We start from the raw sequence: 24,917 nt of genomic DNA, 5'->3' as shown, positions 1-24,917 counted from the left end.
TCAGGCGGGGCTTTTTAGTTGCTGTCGGAATCAGACGAGGGGTTTAGGCTCGTGCTCTTCTTCCTGGACCTTGTGCTCAACCACCGCTTCGGCGACCGGGGCCGGCGCCTCGGCAGCTTCAACTGCGGCCGGTGCAGCAGCGGCAGCGGCGGCAGCAGCAGCAGCGGCTTCAGCTTCCTTGCGGCGGCGACGCACTTCACGTGGGTCGTTCGGTGCGCGGCCGTTTTCAGTCAGGGCGCTGGCGGGCGCGGCTTCAACCACCGGTGCGGCCACTTCGGCTACGGCTGGGGTTTCAACCACTGGCTGGGGCTCTACCGCCGGAGCTGGCTCGGCAATCACCACTTCGGCAACCGGTGCCGGCGCTTCTTCTACCACTGGGGCTGGCGCTTCTTCGGCCACAGGAGTCGGAGCTTCAACCGGAGCTGGTTCGGCGGCCCACTGGAAGGCGGTCTGTTCTTCGCGAACTTCACGCACCACTGGAGCAGCTTCGACAACCGATGCTTCAGCAGCGACTTCCACCGGGGCTTCCACGGCAGCCTCAACCACTGGCTGAGGTTCAGCAGCGGGTGGAGGCTCGACAGCGATCACTTCGGCTTCTGGTTGGGTTTCGCGAACCGGTGCAACTTCCACTTCCGGAACCACAGGGGCTTCGATTGGGGTCGTTGCTTCAACCACTGGCGCTTCTACGGCGACGGTTTCTTCAACGGCAGCGGTAGCGCGTTCAGCCTGCTCGTAAGCCTGGGCTTCAGCCGGTGCGCTGATGACCGAGCTGGCAACGGCGGCGGTAACGGCCAGGCCTGCAGCCAGTTCGGCGCCGGTCGGCTCGCCGGTAGCGGCTTCCGGGTGCTCGCCGGCTTCTTCCGAACCTTCGATCACATTGCCATTGGCATCGCGCTGACGCTCACGACGGTTGCTGCGACGACGCTGGCCACGGGAGCGGCGGCGTGGACGATCGCCTTCGGCGTTGTCCTGGCCGTCTTCCTGCAGTTGCTCTTCGCCGTTCAGTACTTCTTCTTCGCTGGCGGCAGCGGCTTGCTCGGCGCGTGGTTGACGCTCTTCACGCGGTGGGCGCGGTTGACGCTCCTCGCGGGGGGCGCGCTCTTCGCGTGGCTGGCGAGCCGGGCGTTCTTCGGCGACGACCGCGGCACCAGCAACGGCAGCAGCTGCCGGCGCGGCGTCCAGTGGTTCACGCAGTTCGCGTACACGCTCTTCACGCTCGCCACGTGGCTTGCGATCTTCACGCGGTGCACGTGGTGTGCGTGGCGCACGCTCTTCACGCGGCGCGCGTTCTTCGCGGGCTACGGTCGGGGTTTCTTCGCGGGCTTCGCGAGGTGCACGCTCTTCACGCGGCGCACGTTCTTCACGGGGGGCGCGTTCTTCGCGTGGTTTGCGTTCTTCGTCACGACGACCGTTGCGGTTACGGCTCTGCTGGCGACCGTTGCGACGTTCTTCGTTACGCGCAGGACGTTCGGTAGCCGGTTTTTCAACGACAACCGGAGCCGCAGGCTCTTCCTTGGTGGCGAACAGGCTGACCAGCGATTTCACCAGGCCTTTGAACAGGCTCGGCTCAGGCAGGGCGGCCGGAGCGGCAGCCGGGGCCGCCGCTTCGGTTGGCACCGGTGCGTTGGCACGTGCCGGTGCGGTCTTCACGGCAGCTTCCTGGCGTACCAGGGTGCGGGTCGCGGCGGCCGGCTGGACTTCTTCCACTTCAGCGGCGGCGGCCGCGATCTCGTAGCTGGACTGGTTGTTGTGGGCTTCCGGGCTGTCGTCACGCAGGCGCTGCACTTCGAAGTGCGGCGTTTCCAGGTGATCGTTCGGCAGGATCACGATACGGGCACGGGTACGCAGTTCGATCTTGGTGATCGAGTTGCGTTTTTCGTTGAGCAGGAACGCGGCGACCGGGATCGGCACTTGAGCGCGGACTTCGGCGGTGCGGTCTTTCAGGGCTTCTTCTTCGATCAGGCGCAGGATCGCCAGGGACAGCGATTCAACGTCACGGATGATGCCGGTGCCGTTGCAGCGCGGGCAAACGATGCCGCTGCTTTCGCCCAGGGATGGACGCAGGCGCTGACGGGACATTTCCAGCAGGCCGAAGCGCGAGATGCGGCCGACCTGTACGCGGGCGCGGTCAGCTTCCAGGCATTCGCGGACTTTCTCTTCCACGGCGCGCTGGTTCTTGGCTGGGGTCATGTCGATGAAGTCGATCACGATCAGGCCGCCGATATCACGCAGGCGCAGCTGGCGGGCGATTTCCTCAGCCGCTTCCAGGTTGGTCTGCAGGGCGGTTTCTTCGATGTCGCTACCTTTCGTGGCGCGTGCCGAGTTGATGTCGATGGACACCAGGGCTTCGGTCGGGTCGATCACGATGGAGCCGCCGGAAGGCAGTTCGACTACGCGCTGGAAGGCGGTCTCGATCTGGCTTTCGATCTGGAAACGGTTGAACAGCGGCACGCTGTCTTCGTACAGCTTGATCTTGCTGGCGTACTGCGGCATCACCTGGCGGATGAAGGTCAGGGCTTCGTCCTGGGCTTCAACGCTGTCGATCAGCACTTCGCCGATGTCCTGGCGCAGGTAATCGCGGATGGCGCGGATGATGACGTTGCTTTCCTGGTAGATCAGGAAGGGGGCGGAACGATCCAGGGACGCTTCTTTGATGGCGGTCCACAGTTGCAGCAGGTAGTCGAGGTCCCACTGCATTTCTTCGCTGCTGCGGCCCAGGCCGGCAGTGCGCACGATCAGACCCATGTCGGCAGGGGCGACCAGGCCGTTCAGCGCTTCACGCAGTTCGTTGCGCTCTTCGCCTTCGATGCGACGGGAAATGCCGCCGGCACGCGGGTTGTTCGGCATCAGGACCAGGTAACGGCCGGCCAGGCTGATGAAGGTGGTCAGGGCGGCGCCCTTGTTGCCACGTTCTTCTTTCTCGACCTGGACGATGACTTCCTGGCCTTCGCTCAGGACGTCCTTGATGTTCACGCGGCCTTCGGGGGCTTTCTTGAAGTATTCGCGGGAGATTTCTTTGAGGGGCAGGAAGCCGTGGCGCTCGGAGCCGAAATCGACAAAGGCAGCCTCAAGGCTTGGTTCGATGCGAGTAATACGGCCTTTATAGATGTTGGCCTTCTTTTGCTCGCGTGCACCGGACTCGATGTCCAGGTCGTAGAGGCGTTGGCCATCTACCAGTGCAACACGCAACTCTTCGGGTTGAGTTGCGTTAATCAGCATTCTTTTCATGTTGTACCGTCGGTTTCCGGGCTGCCGGAAACGGCGTTCGGCACACACGACTTCTCACGGTCGGTGTCAGGTGCGTCAAGAGTGGTTGGCCACTCCAGTGTCCAGCAAAAACCAGCCAATTGGGCCGGTATCGCGACGGACGCGTCCTGCTTGTTAGCGGTGGTGACAAAGGCACCACTTCAACAAAAGCTAAGGTCAGGAGGAGGAATCAACCGGCGACTGTGGACGAGATGAAGCGTCTAAATATAAGCCTAGTGCTACACGGTCCGACGGTTGTGCATCTCCACCCTACACGTATCCCTGATAATTCGGGTGCTGCCGCGCGCAGAATCCGCAGCGGGTTGGCATTTACCGTGTTCTCCAATGGGGAGTTCACGCTCATGGCTAAACAAGACTAGGTGTGGGCGATTGCGCTCTCACTCAGCTCTTAACAGGCGTTATTTCCGAAGCATTCGCCATGGTCTGGCTCAAGACTGACTGCACTTTGTGAACTGGCCGTAAATATCGGCGCAAAACGCGAGTATTCACTCTGCTTTCTGCACTCGCTTCAGGCCTCATGTCACCTGCGCTTGTTACAATCCCGAGTCTTCCAAGGTGGCGAAAGCCCCGTAGGACGGCCTCGCGTCCTGATGAATTGCGATGGTCAGGGCCGGCAGTTTGCCGCAAGTCCTCTGCCCAGGCCGCTTTTGGCGGCGTTCGCGACTATAGCAGCAATGATTAAGTGCTTCAATTCCATAAAAAATTGTTATCATCGCCGCCATGACGACTACCGCCCCCCAGACCCCCAGCGTCCAGCTGCTCGAGGTCTCGCCGGAATATGCCGGCCAACGCATCGACAATTTTCTCCTGGCCAGGCTCAAAGGCGTGCCCAAGACCTTGATTTACCGCATTTTGCGAAAAGGTGAAGTGCGCGTGAACAAGGGCCGGATCAAGCCCGAGTACAAGCTGCAGGCGGGCGATATCGTCCGTGTGCCGCCGGTTCGCGTGCCCGAGCGTGACGAGCCTGTGCCGCTGGCGCAGGGGTTGTTGCAGCGCCTGGAAGCCTCGATTGTCTTCGAAGACAACAAGCTGATCGTGATCAACAAGCCCTGCGGTATTGCGGTTCACGGCGGCAGCGGCCTGAATTTCGGCGTGATCGAAGCCTTCCGTCAGTTGCGTCCGGACGCCAAGGAGCTGGAACTGGTCCATCGCCTGGACCGCGACACGTCCGGCCTGCTGATGATTGCCAAGAAACGCAGCATGCTGCGCCACCTGCACACCGCCCTGCGTGGCGATGGCGTGGACAAGCGCTACATGGCGCTGGTGCGCGGCAACTGGGCCAGTTCGGTCAAGAGCGTTCGTGCGCCGTTGCAGAAGAGCAACCTGCGTTCCGGCGAGCGCATGGTGGAAGTGGACGAGGAGGGCAAAGAAGCCCTGACCCTGTTCAAGGTGCTGCGCCGCTTCGGTGACTTCGCCACCATGGTCGAAGCCAAGCCGGTGACCGGGCGTACTCACCAGATTCGTGTGCATACCTTGCACGCGGGCCACTGTATTGCGGGTGACACCAAGTACGGTGACGAAGATTTCTCCAAGGAAATTCGCGATCTCGGCGGCAAGCGCCTGTTCCTGCATGCCTACATGCTGACCGTGCCGCTGCCCGATGGTGGCGAACTGAAGCTGCAGGCGCCGGTCGACGAGATGTGGGCCAAGACCGTGGAGCGTTTGAGTGCCGCACCTTGACTACAAGCTGCTGATCTTCGATTGGGATGGCACGCTGGCTGACTCCATTGGTCGGATTGTCGAGTCGATGCACGTGGCATCGACCCGTTCCGGCTTCGCGCCGTGCAGCGACCTGGCGGTCAAGGGCATCATCGGCCTGGGCTTGCCTGAGGCGATACGCACGTTATATCCGCAGATCGACGATGCAGCGCTGATTGCGTTTCGTCAGCACTATGCCGATCACTATATTGCCCTTGAGGCAGAGCCTTCACCGTTATTTGACGGTGTAAGGCGATCCCTTGAGGCCTTTCGCGCCGAGGGCTATCACTTGGCGGTGGCCACCGGCAAGGCCCGGCGGGGGCTCGATCGTGTACTCAAGGCCCATGGTTTCGAGGATTATTTCGATATCACCCGTGCTGCGGATGAAACTGCCAGCAAGCCTCATCCTCTGATGCTGGAGCAGATCCTGGCTCACTGCGGTGTAGCGCCGCGCCAGGCGTTGATGGTGGGTGATGCCTCCTTCGACTTGATGATGGCGCGCAATGCCGGTATGGACAGTGTGGCCGTCAGCTATGGTGCCCAGGCGGCCGAGGCCTTGCAGCAATACGAGCCCAGGCTGACGATTGATCATTTTTCTGAATTGCAGGCCTGGCTCAGTCAGGCCCGATAAGTCTTTGCTGGGGTTAATGGCATGAGTGACGAGTGGAAAGCGCCCGAGAAGTCCGAAAGCGGCGATGATAAAAGTTGGAAGCTGTTGGAGAAGACGCTGCTGGCCAGTGTCCAGGAGCAGCGTCGCTCCCGGCGTTGGGGTATTTTCTTCAAATTGCTGACCTTTGTTTACCTGCTCGCCATGCTGGCGCTGTTCAGTCCATTGATGGATGTGGAAAAGAGCGCTACCCGTGGCAGTCACTACACGGCGTTGATCGAAGTGCGCGGGGTGATTGCCGATAAGGAGTCCGCCAGCGCCGACAATATTGTCAGCAGCCTGCGTTCAGCCTTTGAAGATCCCAAGGTCAAGGCTGTGATCCTGCGTATCAATAGCCCGGGTGGCAGCCCCGTGCAGTCAGGCTACGTGTATGACGAAATCCGCCGTCTGCGCGCGCTGCACCCGGATACCAAGCTCTACGCAGTGATTTCCGACCTCGGCGCCTCGGGTGCGTATTACATCGCCAGCGCCGCCGATCAGATCTACGCCGATAAGGCCAGCCTGGTCGGCTCCATTGGTGTGACCGCTGCCGGCTACGGCTTTGTCGGTACCATGGAGAAGCTGGGTGTGGAACGTCGCACCTATACCTCGGGTGAGCACAAAGCGTTTCTGGACCCGTTTCAGCCACAAAAGGCTGACGAAACCCAGTTCTGGCAGGGCGTGCTCGACACTACCCATCGTCAGTTCATTGCCAGTGTGAAGCAGGGGCGTGGTGATCGCCTGAAGGACAAGGACCATCCAGAGCTGTTTTCCGGGTTGGTGTGGTCTGGCGAACAGGCCTTGCCGCTGGGCCTGATCGATGGGTTGGGCAGTGCCAGTTCGGTGGCGCGGGATGTGGTTGGCGAGAAGGAGCTGGTGGACTTCACTGTTCAGGAGTCGCCGTTCGATCGCTTCTCCAAGAAGCTGGGCGCCAGCGTGGCCGAGAAGCTGGCGATGTACATGGGCTTCCAGGGCCCGACGCTGCGCTGATATTTCAGCTTTGTCGTTGTTTCAAGTGTGGGGGCGGATTTGTTCGCGAGTACGGTGGGGCAGTGACCGACAGGTTGGCTGACACTCCGCTGTCGCGAGCAGGCCCGCTCCCACGTTTGTTTCGGCGGCGGGTCTAGGGGATCTGCACGCCTTCAGCCAGCAGCATATCCACCAATCGAATCAACGGCAGGCCGATCAAACTGGTCGCATCCGGTCCTTCGGTGCTCTGAAACAAACTCACGCCCAGCCCTTCGGCCTTGAAGCTGCCGGCGCAGTCATAAGGCTGCTCGATCCGAAGGTAGCGCTCGATGCGTTCAGCGCTCAGTTCGCGCATGTGCACCGTAAACGGCACGCAGTCGACCTGGCAGTGCCCGGTCTCGCTGTTCAGCAGCGCCAGGCCGGTCAGGAAGCTGACCCGTTTGCCGCTGGCGGCCAGCAATTGCTCGCGGGCCTTCTCGAAGGTGTGGGGTTTGCCGATGATGCGGCCTTCCAGCGCAGCCACCTGATCGGAGCCGATGATCAAATGCCCTGGATGGCTGCCGGCGAGGGCGCGTGCCTTCTCTTCGGCCAGGCGCTTGACCAGTTCGATGGCAGACTCGTCGGCACGATGACTTTCGTCGATATCCGGCGAGCTGCAGATGAACGGCAAGTGCAGTCGGCTCAGCAATTGCCGGCGATAAACCGAGCTGGATGCGAGTAATAAAGGCAGCATGTGCGTCTCCTCAGGGCGGCCTGGGATTCTAGCGGGGCGACCGGCTGACGCACAGGGCTGAATTTCCTTTGACATGGCCGGGTGCATCCCTATAATGCTGCGCCTATGTTGAATGACCCGATTCCACCTCACGTTGACCCGCGCAAATTGGCAGATCGTGGCACTTCCCTTCAAGGTGAATTGCCGCTGGCCGATTTGGAGAGACTCTGCGACCCGCTTTCCGACACTGTCGGTACGGTGCAGGCCAAATTCGTTTTTGAACGAGATGAGCGTAAGTCTGTGGTAATCCACAGTTTTATCGACACCGAAGTCAAAATGGTTTGCCAGCGTTGTCTTGAGCTGGTCACCCTGCCGATCCACAGCGAGTGCAGTTATGCTGTGGTGAAGGAGGGTGCGAATACCCAGTCGTTGCCGAAAGGTTATGACGTGCTGGAACTGGGCGAAGATCCTTTGGATCTGCATGCACTGATCGAGGAGGAGCTTTTGCTCGCCTTGCCCATTGTGCCTGCTCATCATCCGGAAGAATGCCAGCAGCCGGCGGGCCTCGATGACGAGCCCGAACCGAGCGAGGACGAGGTAACGCGGTCCAACCCGTTCAGTGTATTGGCGCAGTTAAAGCGTGACCCAAACGTTTAGGAGTTAATCAATTATGGCTGTTCAGCAGAACAAAAAATCCCGCTCCGCCCGCGACATGCGCCGTTCGCACGACGCTCTCGAGGCAAGCACCCTGTCCGTAGAAAAGACCACCGGTGAAGTTCACCTGCGTCACCACGTATCGCCAGAAGGCGTATACCGTGGCCGTAAAGTGATCGACAAGGGCGCTGACGAGTAATCACTTGTCTGCTCAAGTCATCGCGATTGACGCAATGGGCGGGGACTTCGGTCCCCGCAGCATTGTTCAGGCCTGCATTGCCAGCCTGTCTGCAACACCCTCGCTGCACCTGACCCTCGTCGGTCAACCCCCCTTACTTGAAGAACTGATTGCTGGCCATCCGGCAGTGGATCGCGCGCGCCTGACGATTACGCCGGCCAGCGAAACCATCGGCATGGATGAAAAGCCCGCGACAGCCTTGCGTGGCAAACCTGATTCCTCGATGCGGGTAGCCCTGGAGCTATTACGCGACGGCAAGGTGCAAGCGTGTGTCAGTGCCGGGAACACGGGGGCCTTGATGGCGTTGTCGCGTTATGTGCTCAAGACCCTGCCGGGCATTGATCGGCCGGCGATGGTGGCGGCAATCCCGACGCAAAAGGGCTATTGCCAGTTGCTGGACCTGGGCGCGAACGTCGATTGCAGTGCCGAGCACCTGTTCCAGTTCGCCGTGATGGGCGCGGTGGCCGCCGAAGCGTTGGGCGTGGTCAGGCCGCGGGTGGCCCTGCTGAACATCGGTACCGAAGACATCAAGGGCAACCAGCAGGTCAAGCTGGCGGCTGCGTTGTTGCAGGGCGCGCGTGGGTTGAATTACATCGGCTTTGTCGAAGGTGATGGTTTGTACCGGGGCGAAGCGGATGTGGTGGTGTGCGACGGGTTTGTCGGCAATATCCTGCTCAAATCCAGTGAAGGCTTGGCCACCATGATCGCCGCGCGTATTGAAGCGTTGTTCAGGCGAAACCTGGCGTCGCGTGTGGTCGGCGCCCTGGCATTGCCGTTGATGCGTCGTTTGCAGGCCGACCTGGCGCCGGCGCGGCACAATGGCGCCAGCTTTCTCGGCTTGCAGGGCATTGTGGTGAAAAGCCACGGCTCGGCGGGGGTGGAGGGCTTTCAAAGTGCGATTGCGCGCGCCGTGATCGAAATCCAGGAAAACCTGCCGCAGCGTTTGCACGGCCGTCTTGAGGATTTGTTGTCTTAGGCGAATCGGCCCGGGAGTGCTTAAATGTGACCGGCCAGTTCAATTGACCATCCAATCTGTCAGTTTCGTTCGCTCCCACCGTAGGAGCGACCATTTTGACGACCAGATCATTAGGGGCTTGTTACATGTCTACATCCCTCGCATTCGTGTTTCCAGGGCAGGGTTCGCAGTCCCTCGGCATGTTGGCCGAGCTGGGCGCGCAATATCCGCTGGTTCTGGAAACCTTCAAGGAAGCTTCCGATGCCCTGGGTTATGACCTGTGGGCACTGACCCAGCAAGGGCCGGAAGAGCAACTCAATCAAACCGACAAAACCCAGCCGGCCATTCTGACCGCTTCGATCGCTCTGTGGCGCTTGTGGTTGGCAGAAGGTGGCGCGCGCCCGGCATTCGTTGCCGGTCACAGCCTGGGTGAATACAGTGCCTTGGTTGCCGCCGGCAGCTTGACCCTGGGTGAAGCGGTCAAGTTGGTTGAGCGTCGGGGTCAATTGATGCAGGAAGCCGTTCCGGCCGGGCAGGGCGGCATGGCCGCTATCCTGGGCCTGGACGATGCCGTGGTGATCGAAGCGTGCGCCGAAGCGGCCCAGGGCGAGGTGGTCAGCGCGGTCAACTTCAACTCCCCGGGCCAGGTGGTGATCGCCGGTGCCAAGGCTGCCGTTGAGCGTGCCATTGAAATTTGCAAGGTCCGTGGCGCCAAGCGCGCGCTGCCTTTGCCGGTGAGCGTGCCATCCCACTGCGAATTGATGCGTCCGGCAGCCGAACGTTTTGCCGAGTCCATCAATGCCATCAACTGGCAAGCGCCGCAGATTCCATTGGTACAGAACGTCAGCGCGGCTGTGGCCGCCGACCTCGACACCCTCAAGCGTGACCTGCTGGAGCAGCTCTACAAGCCTGTACGCTGGGTTGAGTCGGTCCAGGCCCTGGCTGCCAATGGTGCCACCGAGCTGGTCGAATGCGGCCCGGGCAAAGTCCTGGCCGGCCTCAACAAGCGCTGTGCCGACGGCGTGTCGACTGCCAACCTCAATACCCCGGATGCCTTCGCTGCCGCTCGCGCGGCACTGGCCTGATCCCCCTGCTTAGGAGAAGCCTGCATGAGTCTGCAAGGTAAAGTTGCACTGGTCACCGGCGCAAGCCGTGGCATTGGCCAGGCGATCGCCCTGGAATTGGGCCGTCAGGGCGCGGTCGTGATCGGCACCGCCACTTCCGCTTCGGGCGCCGAGCGTATCGCCGCGACCCTCAAGGAAAACGGCGTTCAGGGCACTGGCCTTGAGCTGAACGTGACCAGCGATGAGTCCGTGGCCGCCGTATTGGCCGAGATCACTGCACAGTTCGGCGCCCCGGCGATCCTGGTAAACAACGCCGGTATCACCCGCGACAACCTGATGATGCGTATGAAAGACGACGAGTGGTACGACGTGGTCGATACCAACTTGAACAGTCTGTTCCGCTTGTCCAAGGGCGTTTTGCGCGGCATGACCAAGGCGCGTTGGGGCCGAATTATCAATATTGGCTCCGTAGTGGGTGCCATGGGCAACGCAGGCCAAGTAAACTACGCCTCCGCCAAGGCCGGCCTGGAAGGTTTCAGCCGTGCGCTGGCGCGTGAGGTCGGCTCGCGGTCGATTACGGTCAACTCGGTGGCCCCAGGGTTCATCGACACCGATATGACCCGTGAGCTGCCGGAAGCGCAGCGTGAAGCCTTGCTGGCGCAGATTCCGCTGGGCCGTCTGGGCCAGGCTCAAGAGATCGCGAATGTGGTCACTTTCCTGGCATCCGACGGTGCGGCATACGTGACTGGGGCTACAATCCCGGTTAACGGCGGGATGTACATGAGTTAAATTGTGACGGATCGCTTCAAAAAAATGTCATACGAGCTGTCTAAAATCCGTTATAAAGCTGCAACTTAATTTATAGGCAGGTGGCCGACCGGGTACAGGGTGAAGCTTTCAGTTGAAAAGCTGAAATGGCTTTCTATACACTTACCCACTGGCCAGCTGCCTGAATTTGTCCATTAGGAGTTAAACAAGGTATGAGCACCATCGAAGAGCGCGTCAAGAAAATCGTCGCCGAGCAACTGGGCGTTAAAGAAGAAGAAGTGGTCAACACTGCTTCCTTCGTAGAAGACCTGGGTGCCGATTCCCTTGACACCGTTGAGCTGGTGATGGCTCTGGAAGAGGAATTCGAGACCGAAATCCCGGACGAAGAAGCTGAAAAAATCACTACTGTTCAAGCTGCTATCGACTACGTTACTAGCCACCAGGCGTAATAGTTTGTAGTCGTCGCTTGCTGTCAGGGAAAAACCGCACTGCTGTAACGGCGTGCGGTTTTTTCTTTAGCCCTGATGAAAAGTGAGTGCTGAAGCAAAGTGTCGTCATTAGAAAAAGGAGAGTGCTGTGTCGCGTAGACGCGTCGTAGTCACCGGTATGGGTATGTTGTCGCCACTGGGCACGGATGTGCCAAGCAGTTGGCAGGGCATTCTGGCTGGCCACAGTGGTATCGGTCTGATCGAACACACGGACCTTTCTGCCTATTCCACCCGTTTTGGCGGCTCGGTAAAGGGTTTCAATGTCGAGGAATATCTCTCGGTAAAAGAGTCCCGCAAACTCGACCTGTTCATTCAATACGGCCTGGCAGCCGGTTTTCAGGCAGTGCGTAACGCCGGCCTGGAAGTCACCGACGCCAACCGTGACCGCATCGGCGTGGCCATGGGTTCGGGTATTGGCGGTTTGACCAATATCGAAGAAACCAGCCGCACGTTGCACGATTCCGGCCCCCGTCGAATTTCACCGTTCTTCGTGCCGGGCTCGATCATCAATATGATTTCCGGTTTCCTGTCCATCCACCTGGGGGCACAGGGACCCAACTACGCCATCGCCACGGCGTGCACCACAGGCACTCACTGCATCGGCATGGCGGCGCGCAATATTGCCTATGACGAAGCGGACGTGATGATCGCCGGCGGCGCCGAAATGGCTGCCTGCGGCCTGGGCATGGGGGGCTTTGGTGCATCCCGCGCACTGTCGACCCGCAATGACGAGCCGACCCGTGCCAGCCGTCCGTGGGACAAAGGCCGTGACGGTTTCGTACTGTCCGACGGTGCCGGTGCCCTGGTACTGGAAGAGCTGGAACACGCCAAGGCGCGTGGTGCCACCATCTACGCCGAGCTGATCGGCTTCGGCATGAGCGGCGACGCCTATCACATGACCTCGCCACCGTCCGACGGTGCCGGTGCTGCACGCTGTATCGCCAACGCCCTGCGTGATGCGAAGATCAATGCCAGCCAGGTGCAGTACATCAATGCCCATGGCACTTCGACTCCGACGGGTGACCTGGCGGAAGCCGAGGCCATCAAGTCGGTGTTCGGCGAACACGCCTACAAGCTGGCGGTAAGCTCCACCAAGTCCATGACCGGCCACCTGTTGGGTGCGGCGGGCGCGGTTGAGGCGATCTTCAGTGTCATGGCCATCAAGGATCAGGTCGCTCCGCCGACCATCAACCTCGATGAGCCGGACGAAGGGTGCGACCTGAACTTTGTGCCTCACGAAGCGCAGCCGATGCCGATCGACGTGGCGATTTCCAACTCGTTCGGTTTTGGTGGCACCAACGGTTCCCTGGTGTTCCGCCGGTTCGCCGAGTGATGCACAACTGGGTCGACGGTCAGCCAGCGGACAGTGTGCCTCTGAAAGATCGCGGCCTGGCGTATGGCGATGGGCTGTTCGAGACCATCGCCGTCAAGGCTGGGCAGCCCGTGCTGCTCGACCGCCACCTGCAACGCCTTGATGAGGGGTGCAGGCGGTTGGCGCTGGTTGCGGATCACCCACTGATCCGCAGCGAAGTGCTGGCTTATGCCGCCGCCCTCGGCGACGGTGTGCTCAAGTTGATCCTCACCCGTGGCGACAGCCTGCGCGGTTATGGCATCAACCCTGGCGCTCCCGTGCGCCGTATTTTGCAGGGCAATCCGCCCGCTACCTATCCCCAGGCCCATGGAATCGACGGTATCCGCCTGTTTCCGTGCGCCACTCGCTTGGCCGAACAGCCGTTGCTGGCGGGGCTCAAACACCTTAATCGCCTGGAGCAGGTGATCGCCCGTGCCGAATGGCAGGATGCCGAGCATGCCGAAGGTTTAATGTTGGATATGTCTGGTCGCGTGATCGAAGGCGTGTTCAGCAACCTGTTTCTGGTATGCGACGGCAGGTTGCTGACCGCTGATCTGAATCGTTGCGGTGTCGCCGGGGTGATGCGCGCTGAGGTTTTGGCCCAGGCACAGGTGCTGGGCCTCCCGATGGCCGTGGCCGACATCAGTCTCGAGCAGTTGCAGCAGGCTGATGAAGTCTTTGTGTGCAACAGCATTTATGGCATTTGGCCGGTGCGTAGATGCGCTGCGATGAGCTGGTCGGTTGGGCCGCTCACCCGTAAACTGCAGGGCATTGTTCGCGCGCTATTGGGTATTTGAGTTGATACGAAAACTGGTTTTACTGCTGCTGATTGGCTTGGTCTCGGCAGGCTTGGTGCTGGGCTTTTCGGCCTGGAAGCTCGATTCTGCCTTGAAGCAGCCCCTGAAGCTGAGCCAGGAGCAGTTGCTCGATGTACCGGCCGGGGCAACGCCGACGGGCACCTTCAATCGTCTCGAGGCGGAGGGTGTGCTCGACGGAGCCTTCTGGCTACGCCTGTACTGGCGTTTCAACCTGGACGGCCAGCCACTGCACAGCGGCGAATACCGCATGACCCCTGGCCTGACTGCTGAGGGCTTGATCGGCCTGTGGCAGCGTGGCGAAGTGGTGCAATACAGCCTGACCCTGGTGGAAGGCTGGAACTTCCGTCAGGTGCGCGCGGCGTTGGCCAAGCACGAAAAGATTGTGCAGACCCTGTCCGGCCTGAGCGACAAAGAGGTGATGGACAAACTCGGTCACCCGGACGTGTTTCCTGAAGGCCGCTTCTTCCCGGATACCTACCGCTTCGTGCGCGGTATGACCGACGTCGAATTCCTCAAAAAAGCCTACAACCGCCTGGACGATGTACTCGCTCAGGAGTGGAGCAAGCGTGCTGCCGATGCCCCCTACACCGATCCTTATCAAGCGCTGATCATGGCCTCCCTGGTGGAGAAAGAAACGGGAGTGCCCGAAGAACGTGGGCAGATTGCCGGGGTGTTCGTGCGGCGCATGAAGATCGGCATGCTGCTGCAGACCGACCCGACGGTGATCTATGGCCTGGGTGAGCGCTACACCGGCAAGCTGACCCGTGCGCATCTCAAGGAGGCCAACCCCTACAACACGTACATGGTCGTCGGCCTGCCGCCGACGCCGATCGCCATGGTCGGCCGCGAGGCCATCCACGCTGCGCTGAACCCGGCGCCCGGTAGCAGCCTGTATTTCGTTGCGCGTGGCGACGGCAGTCATATTTTTTCCGATGACCTGGATGCGCATAATGCTGCCGTGCGCGAGTTCCAACTCAAGCGCCGTGCCGACTATCGTTCCAGCCCGGCGCCGGTGGTCAAACCGACGCAGGACACACCGCCACCGGCCGATGCACCCCCTGAGCCTGCGCCGGACACCGCCGCGCCGCAAAGCCGCAATGACTCTGACTAAGGACTGCCTGTGACTGGCTTGTTTATTACCCTGGAAGGCCCGGAAGGCGCCGGCAAAAGTACCAACCGCGATTACCTGGCCGAACGGCTGCGCGACGAGGGTATCGAGGTTGTGCTGACCCGTGAGCCAGGCGGCACGCCGCTGGCCGAGCGCATTCGTGAAGTGCTGTTGGCGCCGGGTGAAGAACCGATGAACCCGGACACCGAGCTGCTGCTGGTGTTTGCCGCGCGTGCCCAGCACCTGGCCGAAGTGATTCGCCCGGCGCTGGCGCGCGGTGCCGTGGTGATTTGCGACCGTTTTACCGACTCCACTTACGCCTATCAGGGGGGCGGCCGGGGATTGTCGCTTGAGCGTATCGCCACCTTGGAAACCTTCGTGCAAGGCGATTTGCGCCCTGACCTGACCCTGGTGTTCGACCTGCCCGTTGAAGTCGGCCTGGCACGGGCCAGCGCCCGTGGTCGCCTGGACCGTTTCGAATTGGAAGGCCGGGCCTTTTTTGACGCCGTGCGCACTGCGTTCCTCAAGCGCGCCGCCGCCGAGCCAACGCGCTACTACCTGCTGGACGCCGCCCAGCCACTGAGCCAGGTACAACTCGCCATCGATGCGCTGTTGCCCAAATTGCTGGAGCGCACCCGTGGCTGAAGCCTACCCATGGCAGGATAGCCTTTGGCAGCAATTGGCCGGTCGTGCCCAGCACGCTCACGCCTACCTGTTGCACGGGCCGGCAGGTATCGGCAAGCGTGACTTGGCCGAGCGCCTGATGGCGAGCCTGTTGTGCCAGCAGCCGGTCAACCTGGAAGCCTGTGGCGTGTGCAAATCCTGCCTGTTGCTCAAGGCCGGCAGCCACCCGGATAACTACCTGCTGGAGCCCGAGGAAGCCGACAAGGCGATCAAGGTCGACCAGGTGCGCGACCTCGTCAGTTTCGTGGTGCAGACCGCGCAGATGGGCGGGCGCAAGGTCGTCTTGATCGAGCCGGTGGAGGCGATGAACATCAACGCCGCCAACGCCTTGCTCAAGAGCCTGGAAGAACCGTCCGGCGATACGGTACTGCTGTTGGTAAGCCACCAGTCCAGCCGTTTATTGCCGACCATTCGCAGCCGTTGCGTGCAGCAGGCGTGCCCATTGCCGAGTGAAGCGATGAGCCTTGAGTGGCTGGCGCAGGTGCTGCCGGACTGTTCTGCGCAGGAACGGGTTGAACTGTTGACCTTGGCCGCCGGTTCACCGTTGGCCGCCGTCAAGCTGCAGGCCCAGGGCGTGCGTGAGCAAAGGGCGCTGGTGGTGGATGGCGTGAAGAAACTGCTCAAACAGGAACTCTCGGCCACTCAACTGGCTGAAAGCGCCTGGAAAGATATTCCCCTCTTGCTGCTGTTCGACTGGTTCTGCGACTGGTCGAGCCTGATCCTGCGCTACCAGTTGACTCAGGATGAAAGCGGCCTGGGGCTGTCGGATATGCGCAAAGTCGTGCAGTACCTCGCGCAGAAAAGTGCGCAGGACAAAGTGCTGAATATCCAGGACTGGATTCTCGCTCAGCGCCAGAAGGTCCTCGGCAAGGCCAACCTCAACCGCGTGCTGCTGCTCGAAGCGTTGTTGGTGCAATGGGCCGGTCTGCTCGGCCGTCGTTAAATTTCGTGGCTGACGGGTGTATCGTTGGCCGGACACTTATCGTGACTCAAGTCGTAACTTCCTATGCTCGTAGATTCCCATTGTCATCTTGATCGCCTCGACCTTGCCCAGCACGGCGGCTCCCTTGACGCCGCCCTTGAAGCGGCGCGCCTGCGCGGGGTAGGGCACTTCCTGTGTATTGGCGTCAGCGCCGACAACGCCGCCGACGTCAAGGCCCTGGCCGAGCGTTATGCCGATGTGGATTGCTCGGTCGGTATCCACCCATTGGACCTCAAGCCCGGCGAAGCGCCGGCCCTCGACTGGTTGCTGGCTGAGCTCAACCACCCGCGTGTAGTGGCCATCGGCGAGACCGGTCTGGATTACCACTACGAACCTGAAGCCGCCGAACTGCAGCAGGCATCGTTCCGCCTGCACCTGCAGGCTGCCCGGCAAACCGCCAAGCCGGTGATTGTGCACACCCGTGGCGCCCGTGCCGACACCCTGGCCTTGCTGCGCGAAGCTGCACTGCCTCAGGCCGGCGTGCTGCATTGCTTCACCGAAGACTGGGACATGGCCAAGGCCGCCCTGGACCTGGGCTTCTACATCTCGCTGTCAGGCATCGTCACGTTTCGCAACGCTGACGCTCTGCGTGACGTGGCGCGCCAAGTGCCGGCCGACCGCTTGCTGGTGGAGACCGATTCGCCTTACCTGGCGCCGATTCCCCATCGTGGCAAACCGAACCTGCCGGAGTACGTACGCGACGTGGCGGATTATCTGGCGATGTTGCGCGGCGAGTCCTATGAGCGTTTTGCCGAACAGACCACCGAGAACTTCAGGCGCCTGTTTCCGTTGGCCCACGTCGCCGTTTAACGGGGCCAAACGCCAGGCAAAAAAAACCCGGGTTCTGGGGGGTGAATCCGGGCTAAGACCATTAGGAGTAAAACAAGGGCACGCAGTCCGTCGGTACCCAGGTCGACGCGCCACTTGGGGGAGATGCCACGCCGACAGTTCAAGTATTGATCACTATCCCATTCAGTCCAGTCGGATCTGATCGTTTTTTAAACAGATTTGGAATACACGCGCTTTGCTTGAGTTCTCATTGGGTGGATGGGCAGGGGCAGATGTTGCGTATTATTTCTGACTGATACCGGTGAAATCGTTGGCGTGCTGAAAGTTAAGTACGGAACGGGTTCACATAGGCGTTGCCCAACGACCGTTCAGTCGGGATAATCCCTCGCACCGGGTAAATCGTATCGCCAGGTATCCTTGGCCTTGCGCAACCCTTCCCCTATTCACCTCTGCAGACCTTTTCCTCATGTACAAAGAACCCCGTAAGGTCCGTGAGTTTCGCCGCCGTGAGCAGGAAATTCTCGACACCGCACTCAAGCTGTTCCTCGAACAAGGTGAAGACAGCGTCACCGTCGAGATGATTGCGGATGCCGTGGGTATCGGCAAAGGCACCATCTATAAGCACTTCAAGTCCAAGGCCGAGATTTACCTGCGCCTGATGCTCGACTATGAACGCGACTTGAACGAGCTGTTGCACTCGGCTGACGTGGACAAGGATAAGGAAGCCCTGTCGCGAGCCTACTTTGAATTCCGCATGCGTGACCCGCAGCGTTATCGCCTGTTCGACCGACTGGAAGAGAAGGTGGTCAAGGGGCATCAGGTGCCGGAAATGGTCGAGGAGTTGCACAAGATCCGTGCCTCGAATTTCGAACGCCTGACCTTGCTGATCAAGGGGCGCATCAGTGAAGGCAAGCTTGAAGATGTGCCTCCCTATTTCCATTACTGCGCCGCCTGGGCCTTGGTGCACGGGGCCGTGGCGCTGTACCACTCGCCGTTCTGGAGCAATGTCCTGGAAGATCAGGAAGGCTTTTTCCAGTTCCTGATGGACATCGGCGTGCGCATGGGCAACAAGCGTAAACACTCGACGGACCTGCCACCCGCCTCATAATGATTTACTGCCAGGCGTATTATCCCGGGAATATACTCAGGCAGGGATCTTGCTAAAAGCTGATTTTTGAGTCAGCTTCAAGTGCGCCCACATTATCCTCTGCCGGAGTGATCCATGATCGTTGATCGTCAAGGCAGGCGGTTTCGCAATTTGCGGATCAGCCTGACTTCAGCCTGCAATTATGCGTGTACCTACTGCGTGCCCAACGGCAAGCGGTTGGTGGCTGCCCAGGATGAACTCTCGGCTGAAGCCATGGCCCGTGGCGTGGCCTACCTTATCGAAGCGGCGGGCATCGACCGCCTGCGTATCACCGGCGGCGAGCCGCTGGTCAGCCCCAAGCTGGAAGCCTTCATGGGCGCGGTAGGGCAGATGGGCCTGCATGACATCAGCCTGACCACCAACGGCCAGTTGCTCGCACGCAAACTGCCGCTGTTGCTGGATGCCGGTATCCGGCGCATCAACGTCTCCCTCGACACCCTGGATGCCGATGCCTTTCGCAGTATTGCCCGTGGCGGCGACCTGGCCAGCGTGCTCGCCGGCATGGACCAGGCGCATGCGGCCGGGATCAAGATCAAGGTCAACATGGTGCCATTGCGCGGGCAGAACCTGGATCAGGTGATGCCGCTGCTCGACTACTGCCTGGAGCGTGGCTACGAGCTGCGCTTTATCGAGCTGATGCGCATGGGCCACCTGGCCAAGGACTCGAATGCCTTCCTGCAGCAATTTGTCAGCCTGCAGCAACTGCTCGGCCTGATCGGCGAACATCACGAATACCTGCAGGCCGATGCCCCCGTGGATGCCACGGCGGTGCGCTACGAGGTGCCGGGAAAAGGCTTCTTTGGTGTGATCGCCAACGAAAGCGTACCGTTCTGCCGCACATGTTCACGGCTGCGGCTGTCCTCTACCGGTTGGTTGCATGGTTGCCTGTCGTCGAGCAACCGGCATTACATCGGCGACCTGCTGGACAAGCCGCGCCACCAGGCATTGCCGGCATTGCAAGGCTTGTTGATGAAAGCCCTGGGAGACAAACAGGAAGTGGCCTTTTCCGGCGGCGCGACGATCATGAAGATCATCGGCGGCTGAGCCAAGCTGGCGCAGAACCTGCATCTCACGCCCATTCGCCGGTTTTCCGTCACCGGCTTCTGGAGGATTAGGATGCGTAGTCTGGTGTTGTTGCTGGCGTCGTTGACGCTGAGTGGTTGCATGACCGTCAGCGATATGGCCGAAGGCACCCGTTATCAGATGAGCGACGCCGGGTTGCTGGACCACAGCGATACACGCCGTACGGCGTCGGTGCGCATACAGCCGGATTCCTTTGTCTTTATTGCCCAGGGCGCCTTTGTGCCGCCGGGCAGCGCCTACCCGCGACCCAACGTGGTAGCCGAGGAAGCCTTCAATGGTTTCGTCGAGTATTTCCCTATGGTGCGCCGGGCGCGCAAGCCGGAAGGGCTTGAGCAAGCATTGGCTGAAGCGCGGGCCGCAGGGGCGCACTACCTGTTGTATTGCCGCTTTGCGGCAGCCGATGACCGTATCGGCAACGCCGATGAGTGGACCGATCAGCAAGCCCTGGACCGGGTTGGGCTGGACAGCGGGGTGATTCAGATCATGTTGATCGAGACCAGCACCCAATATTTGATTGATACTGCACGCATTCGCAGTCGTGGCGGTTTACTGACGTTCCATGACAACAAGCCAGAAGATCTGATTGCCCGCCCGCTGGCGCAGTACGCCCGAGGCTTGCTGGGCATGAGCGATCAGTAAAAACAGGAGAAACCGATGACCGATTCCACCAAGGCCAATGATCTGTTGGCTCAGTTGCCCAAGGGCAAGGGACCGGCGCCGGTGCACCTGTGGAATCCGGATTTCTGCGGCCACATCGACATGCGCATCGCCCGCGACGGCACCTGGTTTTATCAGGGCACGCCGATTGGGCGTAAGCCGATGGTCAAATTGTTCTCCAACATTATCCGCCGCGACGGTGACGAGTATTTCCTGGTCACGCCTGTGGAAAAGGTTGGCATCAGCGTCGATGATGCGCCGTTTGTCGCGGTGACCCTGGAGGTGCAAGGGCACGGCGAAAATCAGCTGCTGCGCTTCACCACCAACGTCGACGAGCAGATAGAAGCCGGCCTCGAACACCCGTTGCGGGTGGTGATCGATCCCGTCACTCAGGAGCCCGCCCCCTATGTGCGAGTGCGCGCGAATCTGGAAGCCCTTGTGCATCGCAACGCGTTCTATCAGTTGGTCGAGCTGGCGGTAAGTCGCCCGATCAACGGTCAGAACTGGCTGGGTGTCTGGAGCGGTGGGGCGTTTTTCCCCATTGGCCTGGAACCCTGAGCCGAGTTTTTTCATCTCCCTGAAATAATTTGCTTGCTGGAAACAGGCACTTTCGGCTATCAATTTGTACATGATTAAACATGTTCGATTTGATAAGAAAAAACGCGTCGTCGACGAGCTCATCCGCCGTATCGAGGGTGGCATGATGGCTGACGGTTTCCTGCTGCCCGGCGAGCACCAACTGGCCGAGGAATTCGCGGTCAGCCGCGGCACCCTGCGCGAAGCGCTGGCCGAACTCAAACGGCGCAACTACATCGCCACCCAGAGCGGTGTCGGCTCCATCGTCACCTTTGACGGAATGGTGCTCGACCAACGCAACGGTTGGGCCCAGGCCCTGGCTGACACTGGCGCCTTGGTAAACACCGATATCCTGCGCCTGGAAGCCGTGACGCGTCCGGACCTGCTCAGCCGCTTTGGCAGCGATCAGTTCATTGCGCTCGACCGTCGTCGTCGCTCCCTCGATGGCATAGCGGTGTCCCTGGAGCGTTCGTTGATGCCTGCTTCCGGCGGTCTGGAAAGCTTGCCCAGCGTCGGCCTGATCGATAACTCCTTGACCATCACCTTGGCGGCCTTTGGCTACGTGGGCGCTGACGGCGACCAATGGATCGGCGCCGAAGCCTTGAGTGACGAAGATGCCGAGTTGCTCGGGCGGCCCGCCGGCACTGTGTTTCTCAGAGCCTCGCGCACCACCTACGACCGTCGCAAGCGCTTCATGGAGTATGTCGAAAGCTGGCTTGACCCTTTGCACTTTCGCCTGCACCTGCAGTTTGGAGCGTCGAAATGAGCATGGAAAATCGCGCCCTGGGTGCTTTTTACGGTCTGGCCTTGGGCGATGCCTTGGGTATGCCCACCCAGTCCTTGAGTCGCGAGCAGGTTCGCGCACGCTTCGGTGTGATCACCGCTCTGGAAGACGCCGGCGCCGAGCAACCTATCGCACCCAACATGCCGGCCGGGTCCATTACCGATGACACCGAGCAGGCGATCCTGGTCGGCGAATTACTGGTAGAGGGCCAGGGCAAGATCGAACCCAAGGTGCTCGCCCAACGCCTGATCGACTGGGAAGCGGTCATGCGCGCCAAGGGTTCACAGGATTTGCTCGGCCCGTCGACCAAGCGCGCGATCGACATGATCCTCGCCGGCCACACCCCGCAAGAGTCCGGACGCTTCGGCACCACCAATGGTGCTGCCATGCGCATCACGCCGGTGGGGATCGCCGCCGACATCCGCGACCCGGCGCAGTTTATCCAGGCAGTCATCCAGGCGTGCCAGGTCACCCATAACACTACGCTGGGCATCTCCAGTGCGGCGGCGGTGGCGGCGGTGGTGTCGGCTGGCATCAACGGCGTGGACCTGGGCGAAGCCTTGAACATTGGCGTCCAGGTCGCCCAGCAAGCGCAAGAGCATGGCTATTGGGTTGCCGGCGGACGTATTTCCACGCGCATCAGTTGGGCGCGCACCTTGAGCGTGGGCAGTGGCGACAAAGCGCTGTTCGCCGATCTGCTCTATGAGTTGATCGGCACCTCCGTTGCGTCCCAGGAGTCGGTGGTGGTGTCGTTTGCCCTGGCCCAGCAAGTAGCGGTGGGCGACATGAACGCGTTCGAAGCGCTGTGCCTGGCCGCGAGCCTCGGTGGTGACACCGACACCATCGCCGCGATTCTCGGCGCCATGCTCGGTGCGTGCCTGGGCATGCAGTGCTGGCCGCAGGCATTGATCGAGCAGGTCAAGCGGGTCAATGACCTGGATTTGCAGCCGCTTGTTCAGGGCTTGCTGGCGTTGAGATAGATGCCGCACTGCCGACTTCAATCGTGTTTGAGTCAGGACGACTGACAAACGCGTTGATTCCTTGCCACAACCACAACAATACAGGCACCAGGAGCTCCTCATGAGCAGCACTTCTTCCGGCCAAAGCGCCGGGCAATTGGAAACACGCGGCATCGAGCCGGTCCCTGACAGCGAGTGCAACGGCCATCCGCTGCAATTGTTTTGGGTCTGGTTCGCGGCCAACATCAGCATCCTCGGCTTGCCGCTCGGCGCGACCCTGGTGGCGTTTCGTGGCCTGTCCATCTGGCAGGCGATCATTGTCGCGATCCTCGGCGCCGCCGGTTCTTTCGCGGTGGTGGGCATTATTTCCATCGCCGGCCGTCGTGGCCGGGCGCCCAGCCTGACCCTGTCGCGCGCCATCTTCGGCGTGCGCGGCAATATCGGTCCTACTCTGGTGTCGCTGATGTCGCGCCTGGGTTGGGAAACCGTCAACACCACCACCGCGGCCTTCGTATTGCTGTCGCTGTGTTCGATCCTGTTCAATTCGCCGGTCGAAGCGAAAAGCGCACCGATACTGACATTGATCTTCATCGCGATTTTCGTGCTGCTGACCTTGTCGGTTTCCGGCCTCGGCCACGCCACGTTGTTGGTTATCCAGAAGTGGGCCACGTACGTGTTTGGCGCCTTGAATATTCTGGTGGGCGGCTTCCTCTGTGCCACGATCGACTGGAGCGCGGTGTTCAACGCTACGCCGGCACCGCTCAGTGCGATGATCATTGGCGTCGGTACCATGGCCGCCGGTACCGGGATCGGTTGGGCCAACGCCGGAGCCGACATGTCGCGCTACCAGCACCGCAGCGTCAAGGCGGCGCGCCTGGTGGCGTCCGCCGCGTTTGGTGCGGGCATTCCGCTGGTACTGTTGATTACCCTCGGTGGGCTGCTGTCGGTGGGCAATAATGACCTGGCCTCGGCTACCGACCCGATCATCGCGATCCGCGACATGCTGCCGACCTGGATGGCCGTGCCTTACCTGATCACCGCCTTTGGTGGGCTGTTGCTGTCCAATAACCTCTCGGTGTACTCGGCCGGGCTCACCACCTTGACCCTGGGTCTCAAGGTCAAGCGCGTGCACGCGGTGATTGTCGACATCGTGGCGATCTTTGCCGGCTCTATTTACTTCATGCTGATCGCCGACAGTTTCTACGGCCCGTTCATCACGTTCATCTCGCTGCTGGCGGTGCCGATCACCGCGTGGGTCGGGATCTTCGTGGTTGACCTGATCCACCGTCACTACTACAGCGCCAAAGACTTGCTCGACGTGAGTCCAAGCAGTGCCTACTGGTATCGCGGTGGCGTGGAATGGCGTGCGTTCGGCGCCTGGGCGGTGGCGATCGTGCTGGGCTTCAGCTTCACCACCATCGGCACCACCGCCGAAAATATCTGGTTCGCCGGGCCATTGTCCGACTCTTGGCTGGGCCACAACGGCCTGGGCTGGATCGTCACCTTCCTGGTGGCCGGTGGGATATATGCGGCGCTGGGCGGCGCGGCCGACCGTCGCCCCGCGTCACTGGTAGAGAGTCGCAATGTCTAGATTGCTGCACACAGGCCAGGTCATCGTCGACCTGGTCATGGCCCTCGATACGCTGCCTGCCACCGGCGGCGACGTGCTGGCGCAATCGGCCAGCTTTGAAGCCGGGGGTGGCTTCAATGTAATGGCGGCTGCGCGGCGCAATGGGTTGTCGACGGTCTATCTGGGCCGTCATGGGAGCGGGCGTTTTGGTGACTTGGCCCGTACGGCGATGCAGGCCGAGGGCATTGAGATGGCCCTTGCGGCCAGCGATGGCAAGGACACCGGTTTGTGCGTGTCCCTGACCGAAGCCACCACCGAGCGCACGTTCATATCCCATATCGGCGTCGAGGGCGAGCTGAGTGCCGAGGACTTGGCCAAGGTGAGACCTCAGCTTGACGACTATGTGTATGTCAGCGGCTACAGCCTGTTGCTGGAGGGCAAGGCGCAGCCGCTGGTGGACTGGTTGCTGGCGCTGCCACGGGCGATCATGGTGGTGTTTGACCCTGGCCCGTTGGTGAAGACGCGGGACTCGACCCTGATGCGCGCGTTATTGCCGCGTATCGATATCTGGACCAGCAATGGTCCCGAAGCCCTGGCATTTACCGGTTCGGCGTCTATCGCAGATGCGTTGCCGGAGCTGAGCCGACATCTGCCCGCCGAGTCATTGCTGATCGTTCGTGATGGACCGAATGGATGCTGGGTAGGACGCGCGGGGGCGATTGAACACGTGCCCGGTTTCAAGGTGCAGGCCGTGGACAGTAATGGCGCGGGGGATGCGCACGCGGGCGTATTAATTGCAGGCTTGGCGAATGGCTTGAGCCCAACCGAGGCTGCACGGCGAGCGAATGCGGCGGCGGCATTAGCGGTAACGCGCTGGGGGCCGGCGACGTCTCCCGGCACCGCTGAAGTCGATGCGTTGGTCGCGCAATAAATAAGAGACGGGCATGCCC

Annotated in this window: 25 protein-coding genes; 23 read left to right on the top strand and 2 right to left on the bottom strand. The window is 60.9% G+C overall.

Annotated elements, in window-relative coordinates; translation table 11 throughout:
• Nucleotides 1–30 precede the first annotated feature (30 nt).
• Nucleotides 31–3,219 carry a ribonuclease E gene (gene rne, locus M5B97_RS27005; RefSeq protein ID WP_248733191.1) on the bottom strand — a complete coding sequence of 1,063 codons (3,189 nt, stop codon included), beginning with the start codon at nt 3,217–3,219 and terminating at the stop codon, nt 31–33.
• 768 nt (nt 3,220–3,987) lie between these two features.
• On the opposite strand from rne, the gene rluC reads away from it, so the two are divergent.
• The 3 genes from rluC to M5B97_RS26990 are packed head-to-tail and all read left to right on the top strand — an operon-like array spanning nt 3,988 to nt 6,601.
• Entirely contained in the window at nt 3,988–4,947 is a 960-nt protein-coding gene (gene rluC / locus M5B97_RS27000) for a 23S rRNA pseudouridine(955/2504/2580) synthase RluC (protein ID WP_134661284.1), read from the top strand.
• A complete protein-coding gene (locus M5B97_RS26995) occupies nt 4,934–5,596 on the top strand; it encodes an HAD-IA family hydrolase (protein WP_248733190.1) in 663 nt (220 codons plus the stop codon). The genes rluC and M5B97_RS26995 overlap by 14 nt, the downstream gene beginning before the upstream one ends.
• A gap of 21 nt (nt 5,597–5,617) precedes the next feature.
• Entirely contained in the window at nt 5,618–6,601 is a 984-nt protein-coding gene (locus M5B97_RS26990) for a S49 family peptidase (protein ID WP_123718899.1), read from the top strand.
• A 133-nt stretch (nt 6,602–6,734) separates the two neighbouring features.
• Here M5B97_RS26990 and M5B97_RS26985 read toward each other — a convergent pair whose 3' ends face one another.
• The gene (locus M5B97_RS26985) at nt 6,735–7,313 is read right to left on the bottom strand and encodes a nucleoside triphosphate pyrophosphatase (protein ID WP_248733189.1); all 579 of its coding nucleotides are present in this window, start codon (nt 7,311–7,313) and stop codon (nt 6,735–6,737) included.
• Nucleotides 7,314–7,418: 105 nt separating this feature from the next.
• Here M5B97_RS26985 and M5B97_RS26980 point away from each other — a divergent pair, with 105 nt between their 5' ends.
• The 20 genes from M5B97_RS26980 to M5B97_RS26885 all read left to right on the top strand — a co-directional run bounded on the left by M5B97_RS26980 (nt 7,419) and on the right by M5B97_RS26885 (nt 24,898).
• Entirely contained in the window at nt 7,419–7,949 is a 531-nt protein-coding gene (locus M5B97_RS26980; RefSeq protein WP_123718901.1) for a YceD family protein, read from the top strand.
• Nucleotides 7,950–7,962: 13 nt separating this feature from the next.
• Nucleotides 7,963–8,145, top strand: a complete 183-nt coding sequence (gene rpmF / locus M5B97_RS26975; protein WP_003179396.1) for a 50S ribosomal protein L32 — start codon at nt 7,963–7,965, stop codon at nt 8,143–8,145.
• Nucleotides 8,146–8,149: 4 nt separating this feature from the next.
• Nucleotides 8,150–9,160: a phosphate acyltransferase PlsX gene (gene plsX / locus M5B97_RS26970; protein ID WP_123718902.1), complete on the top strand. Its 1,011-nt coding sequence runs from the start codon at nt 8,150–8,152 to the stop codon at nt 9,158–9,160.
• A 125-nt stretch (nt 9,161–9,285) separates the two neighbouring features.
• Nucleotides 9,286–10,224: an ACP S-malonyltransferase gene (fabD, locus tag M5B97_RS26965; protein ID WP_248733188.1), complete on the top strand. Its 939-nt coding sequence runs from the start codon at nt 9,286–9,288 to the stop codon at nt 10,222–10,224.
• A gap of 24 nt (nt 10,225–10,248) precedes the next feature.
• Entirely contained in the window at nt 10,249–10,992 is a 744-nt protein-coding gene (fabG, locus tag M5B97_RS26960) for a 3-oxoacyl-ACP reductase FabG (protein WP_248733187.1), read from the top strand.
• A 191-nt stretch (nt 10,993–11,183) separates the two neighbouring features.
• Complete coding sequence (acpP, locus tag M5B97_RS26955; protein WP_003175607.1) at nt 11,184–11,420, top strand: acyl carrier protein; 237 nt, start codon at nt 11,184–11,186, stop codon at nt 11,418–11,420.
• Between the two features lie 127 nt (nt 11,421–11,547).
• Nucleotides 11,548–12,792, top strand: coding sequence for a beta-ketoacyl-ACP synthase II (gene fabF / locus M5B97_RS26950; protein WP_123718905.1), 1,245 nt, complete (start codon nt 11,548–11,550; stop codon nt 12,790–12,792).
• A complete protein-coding gene (gene pabC, locus M5B97_RS26945; protein WP_248733186.1) occupies nt 12,792–13,607 on the top strand; it encodes an aminodeoxychorismate lyase in 816 nt (271 codons plus the stop codon). Before fabF ends, pabC begins: the two co-directional genes overlap by 1 nt.
• Nucleotide 13,608: 1 nt before the next feature.
• On the top strand, nt 13,609–14,739 hold the full coding sequence (gene mltG / locus M5B97_RS26940) for an endolytic transglycosylase MltG (protein ID WP_123718907.1): 1,131 nt from the start codon (nt 13,609–13,611) through the stop codon (nt 14,737–14,739).
• Nucleotides 14,740–14,748: 9 nt separating this feature from the next.
• Nucleotides 14,749–15,381 carry a dTMP kinase gene (gene tmk / locus M5B97_RS26935; protein ID WP_123718908.1) on the top strand — a complete coding sequence of 211 codons (633 nt, stop codon included), beginning with the start codon at nt 14,749–14,751 and terminating at the stop codon, nt 15,379–15,381.
• Complete coding sequence (locus M5B97_RS26930; protein ID WP_123718909.1) at nt 15,374–16,363, top strand: DNA polymerase III subunit delta'; 990 nt, start codon at nt 15,374–15,376, stop codon at nt 16,361–16,363. The genes tmk and M5B97_RS26930 overlap by 8 nt, the downstream gene beginning before the upstream one ends.
• A 63-nt stretch (nt 16,364–16,426) precedes the next feature.
• Nucleotides 16,427–17,212, top strand: coding sequence for a TatD family hydrolase (locus tag M5B97_RS26925; RefSeq protein WP_123718910.1), 786 nt, complete (start codon nt 16,427–16,429; stop codon nt 17,210–17,212).
• Nucleotides 17,213–17,657: 445 nt separating this feature from the next.
• Nucleotides 17,658–18,299, top strand: coding sequence for a TetR/AcrR family transcriptional regulator (locus M5B97_RS26920; RefSeq protein ID WP_123718911.1), 642 nt, complete (start codon nt 17,658–17,660; stop codon nt 18,297–18,299).
• A 114-nt stretch (nt 18,300–18,413) separates the two neighbouring features.
• Nucleotides 18,414–19,382, top strand: a complete 969-nt coding sequence (locus M5B97_RS26915) for a radical SAM protein (protein WP_123718912.1) — start codon at nt 18,414–18,416, stop codon at nt 19,380–19,382.
• A 72-nt stretch (nt 19,383–19,454) separates the two neighbouring features.
• Entirely contained in the window at nt 19,455–20,060 is a 606-nt protein-coding gene (locus tag M5B97_RS26910) for a DUF4823 domain-containing protein (RefSeq protein WP_123718913.1), read from the top strand.
• A gap of 15 nt (nt 20,061–20,075) precedes the next feature.
• Nucleotides 20,076–20,636, top strand: a complete 561-nt coding sequence (locus M5B97_RS26905; protein WP_123718914.1) for a DUF1285 domain-containing protein — start codon at nt 20,076–20,078, stop codon at nt 20,634–20,636.
• Nucleotides 20,637–20,706: 70 nt separating this feature from the next.
• Nucleotides 20,707–21,420: a GntR family transcriptional regulator gene (locus tag M5B97_RS26900; protein WP_123718915.1), complete on the top strand. Its 714-nt coding sequence runs from the start codon at nt 20,707–20,709 to the stop codon at nt 21,418–21,420.
• Entirely contained in the window at nt 21,417–22,418 is a 1,002-nt protein-coding gene (locus tag M5B97_RS26895; RefSeq protein ID WP_248733185.1) for an ADP-ribosylglycohydrolase family protein, read from the top strand. The genes M5B97_RS26900 and M5B97_RS26895 overlap by 4 nt, the downstream gene beginning before the upstream one ends.
• Nucleotides 22,419–22,518: 100 nt before the next feature.
• Nucleotides 22,519–23,988, top strand: a complete 1,470-nt coding sequence (locus M5B97_RS26890; RefSeq protein ID WP_248733184.1) for a cytosine permease — start codon at nt 22,519–22,521, stop codon at nt 23,986–23,988.
• Nucleotides 23,981–24,898: a PfkB family carbohydrate kinase gene (locus M5B97_RS26885; protein WP_248733183.1), complete on the top strand. Its 918-nt coding sequence runs from the start codon at nt 23,981–23,983 to the stop codon at nt 24,896–24,898. The genes M5B97_RS26890 and M5B97_RS26885 overlap by 8 nt, the downstream gene beginning before the upstream one ends.
• Nucleotides 24,899–24,917: the final 19 nt, after the last annotated feature.

The sequence above is a fragment of the Pseudomonas sp. MWU13-2517 genome (assembly GCF_023242545.1).
Lineage (GTDB): Bacteria > Pseudomonadota > Gammaproteobacteria > Pseudomonadales > Pseudomonadaceae > Aquipseudomonas.
This window is presented reverse-complemented; position numbering and strand designations above follow the sequence as displayed.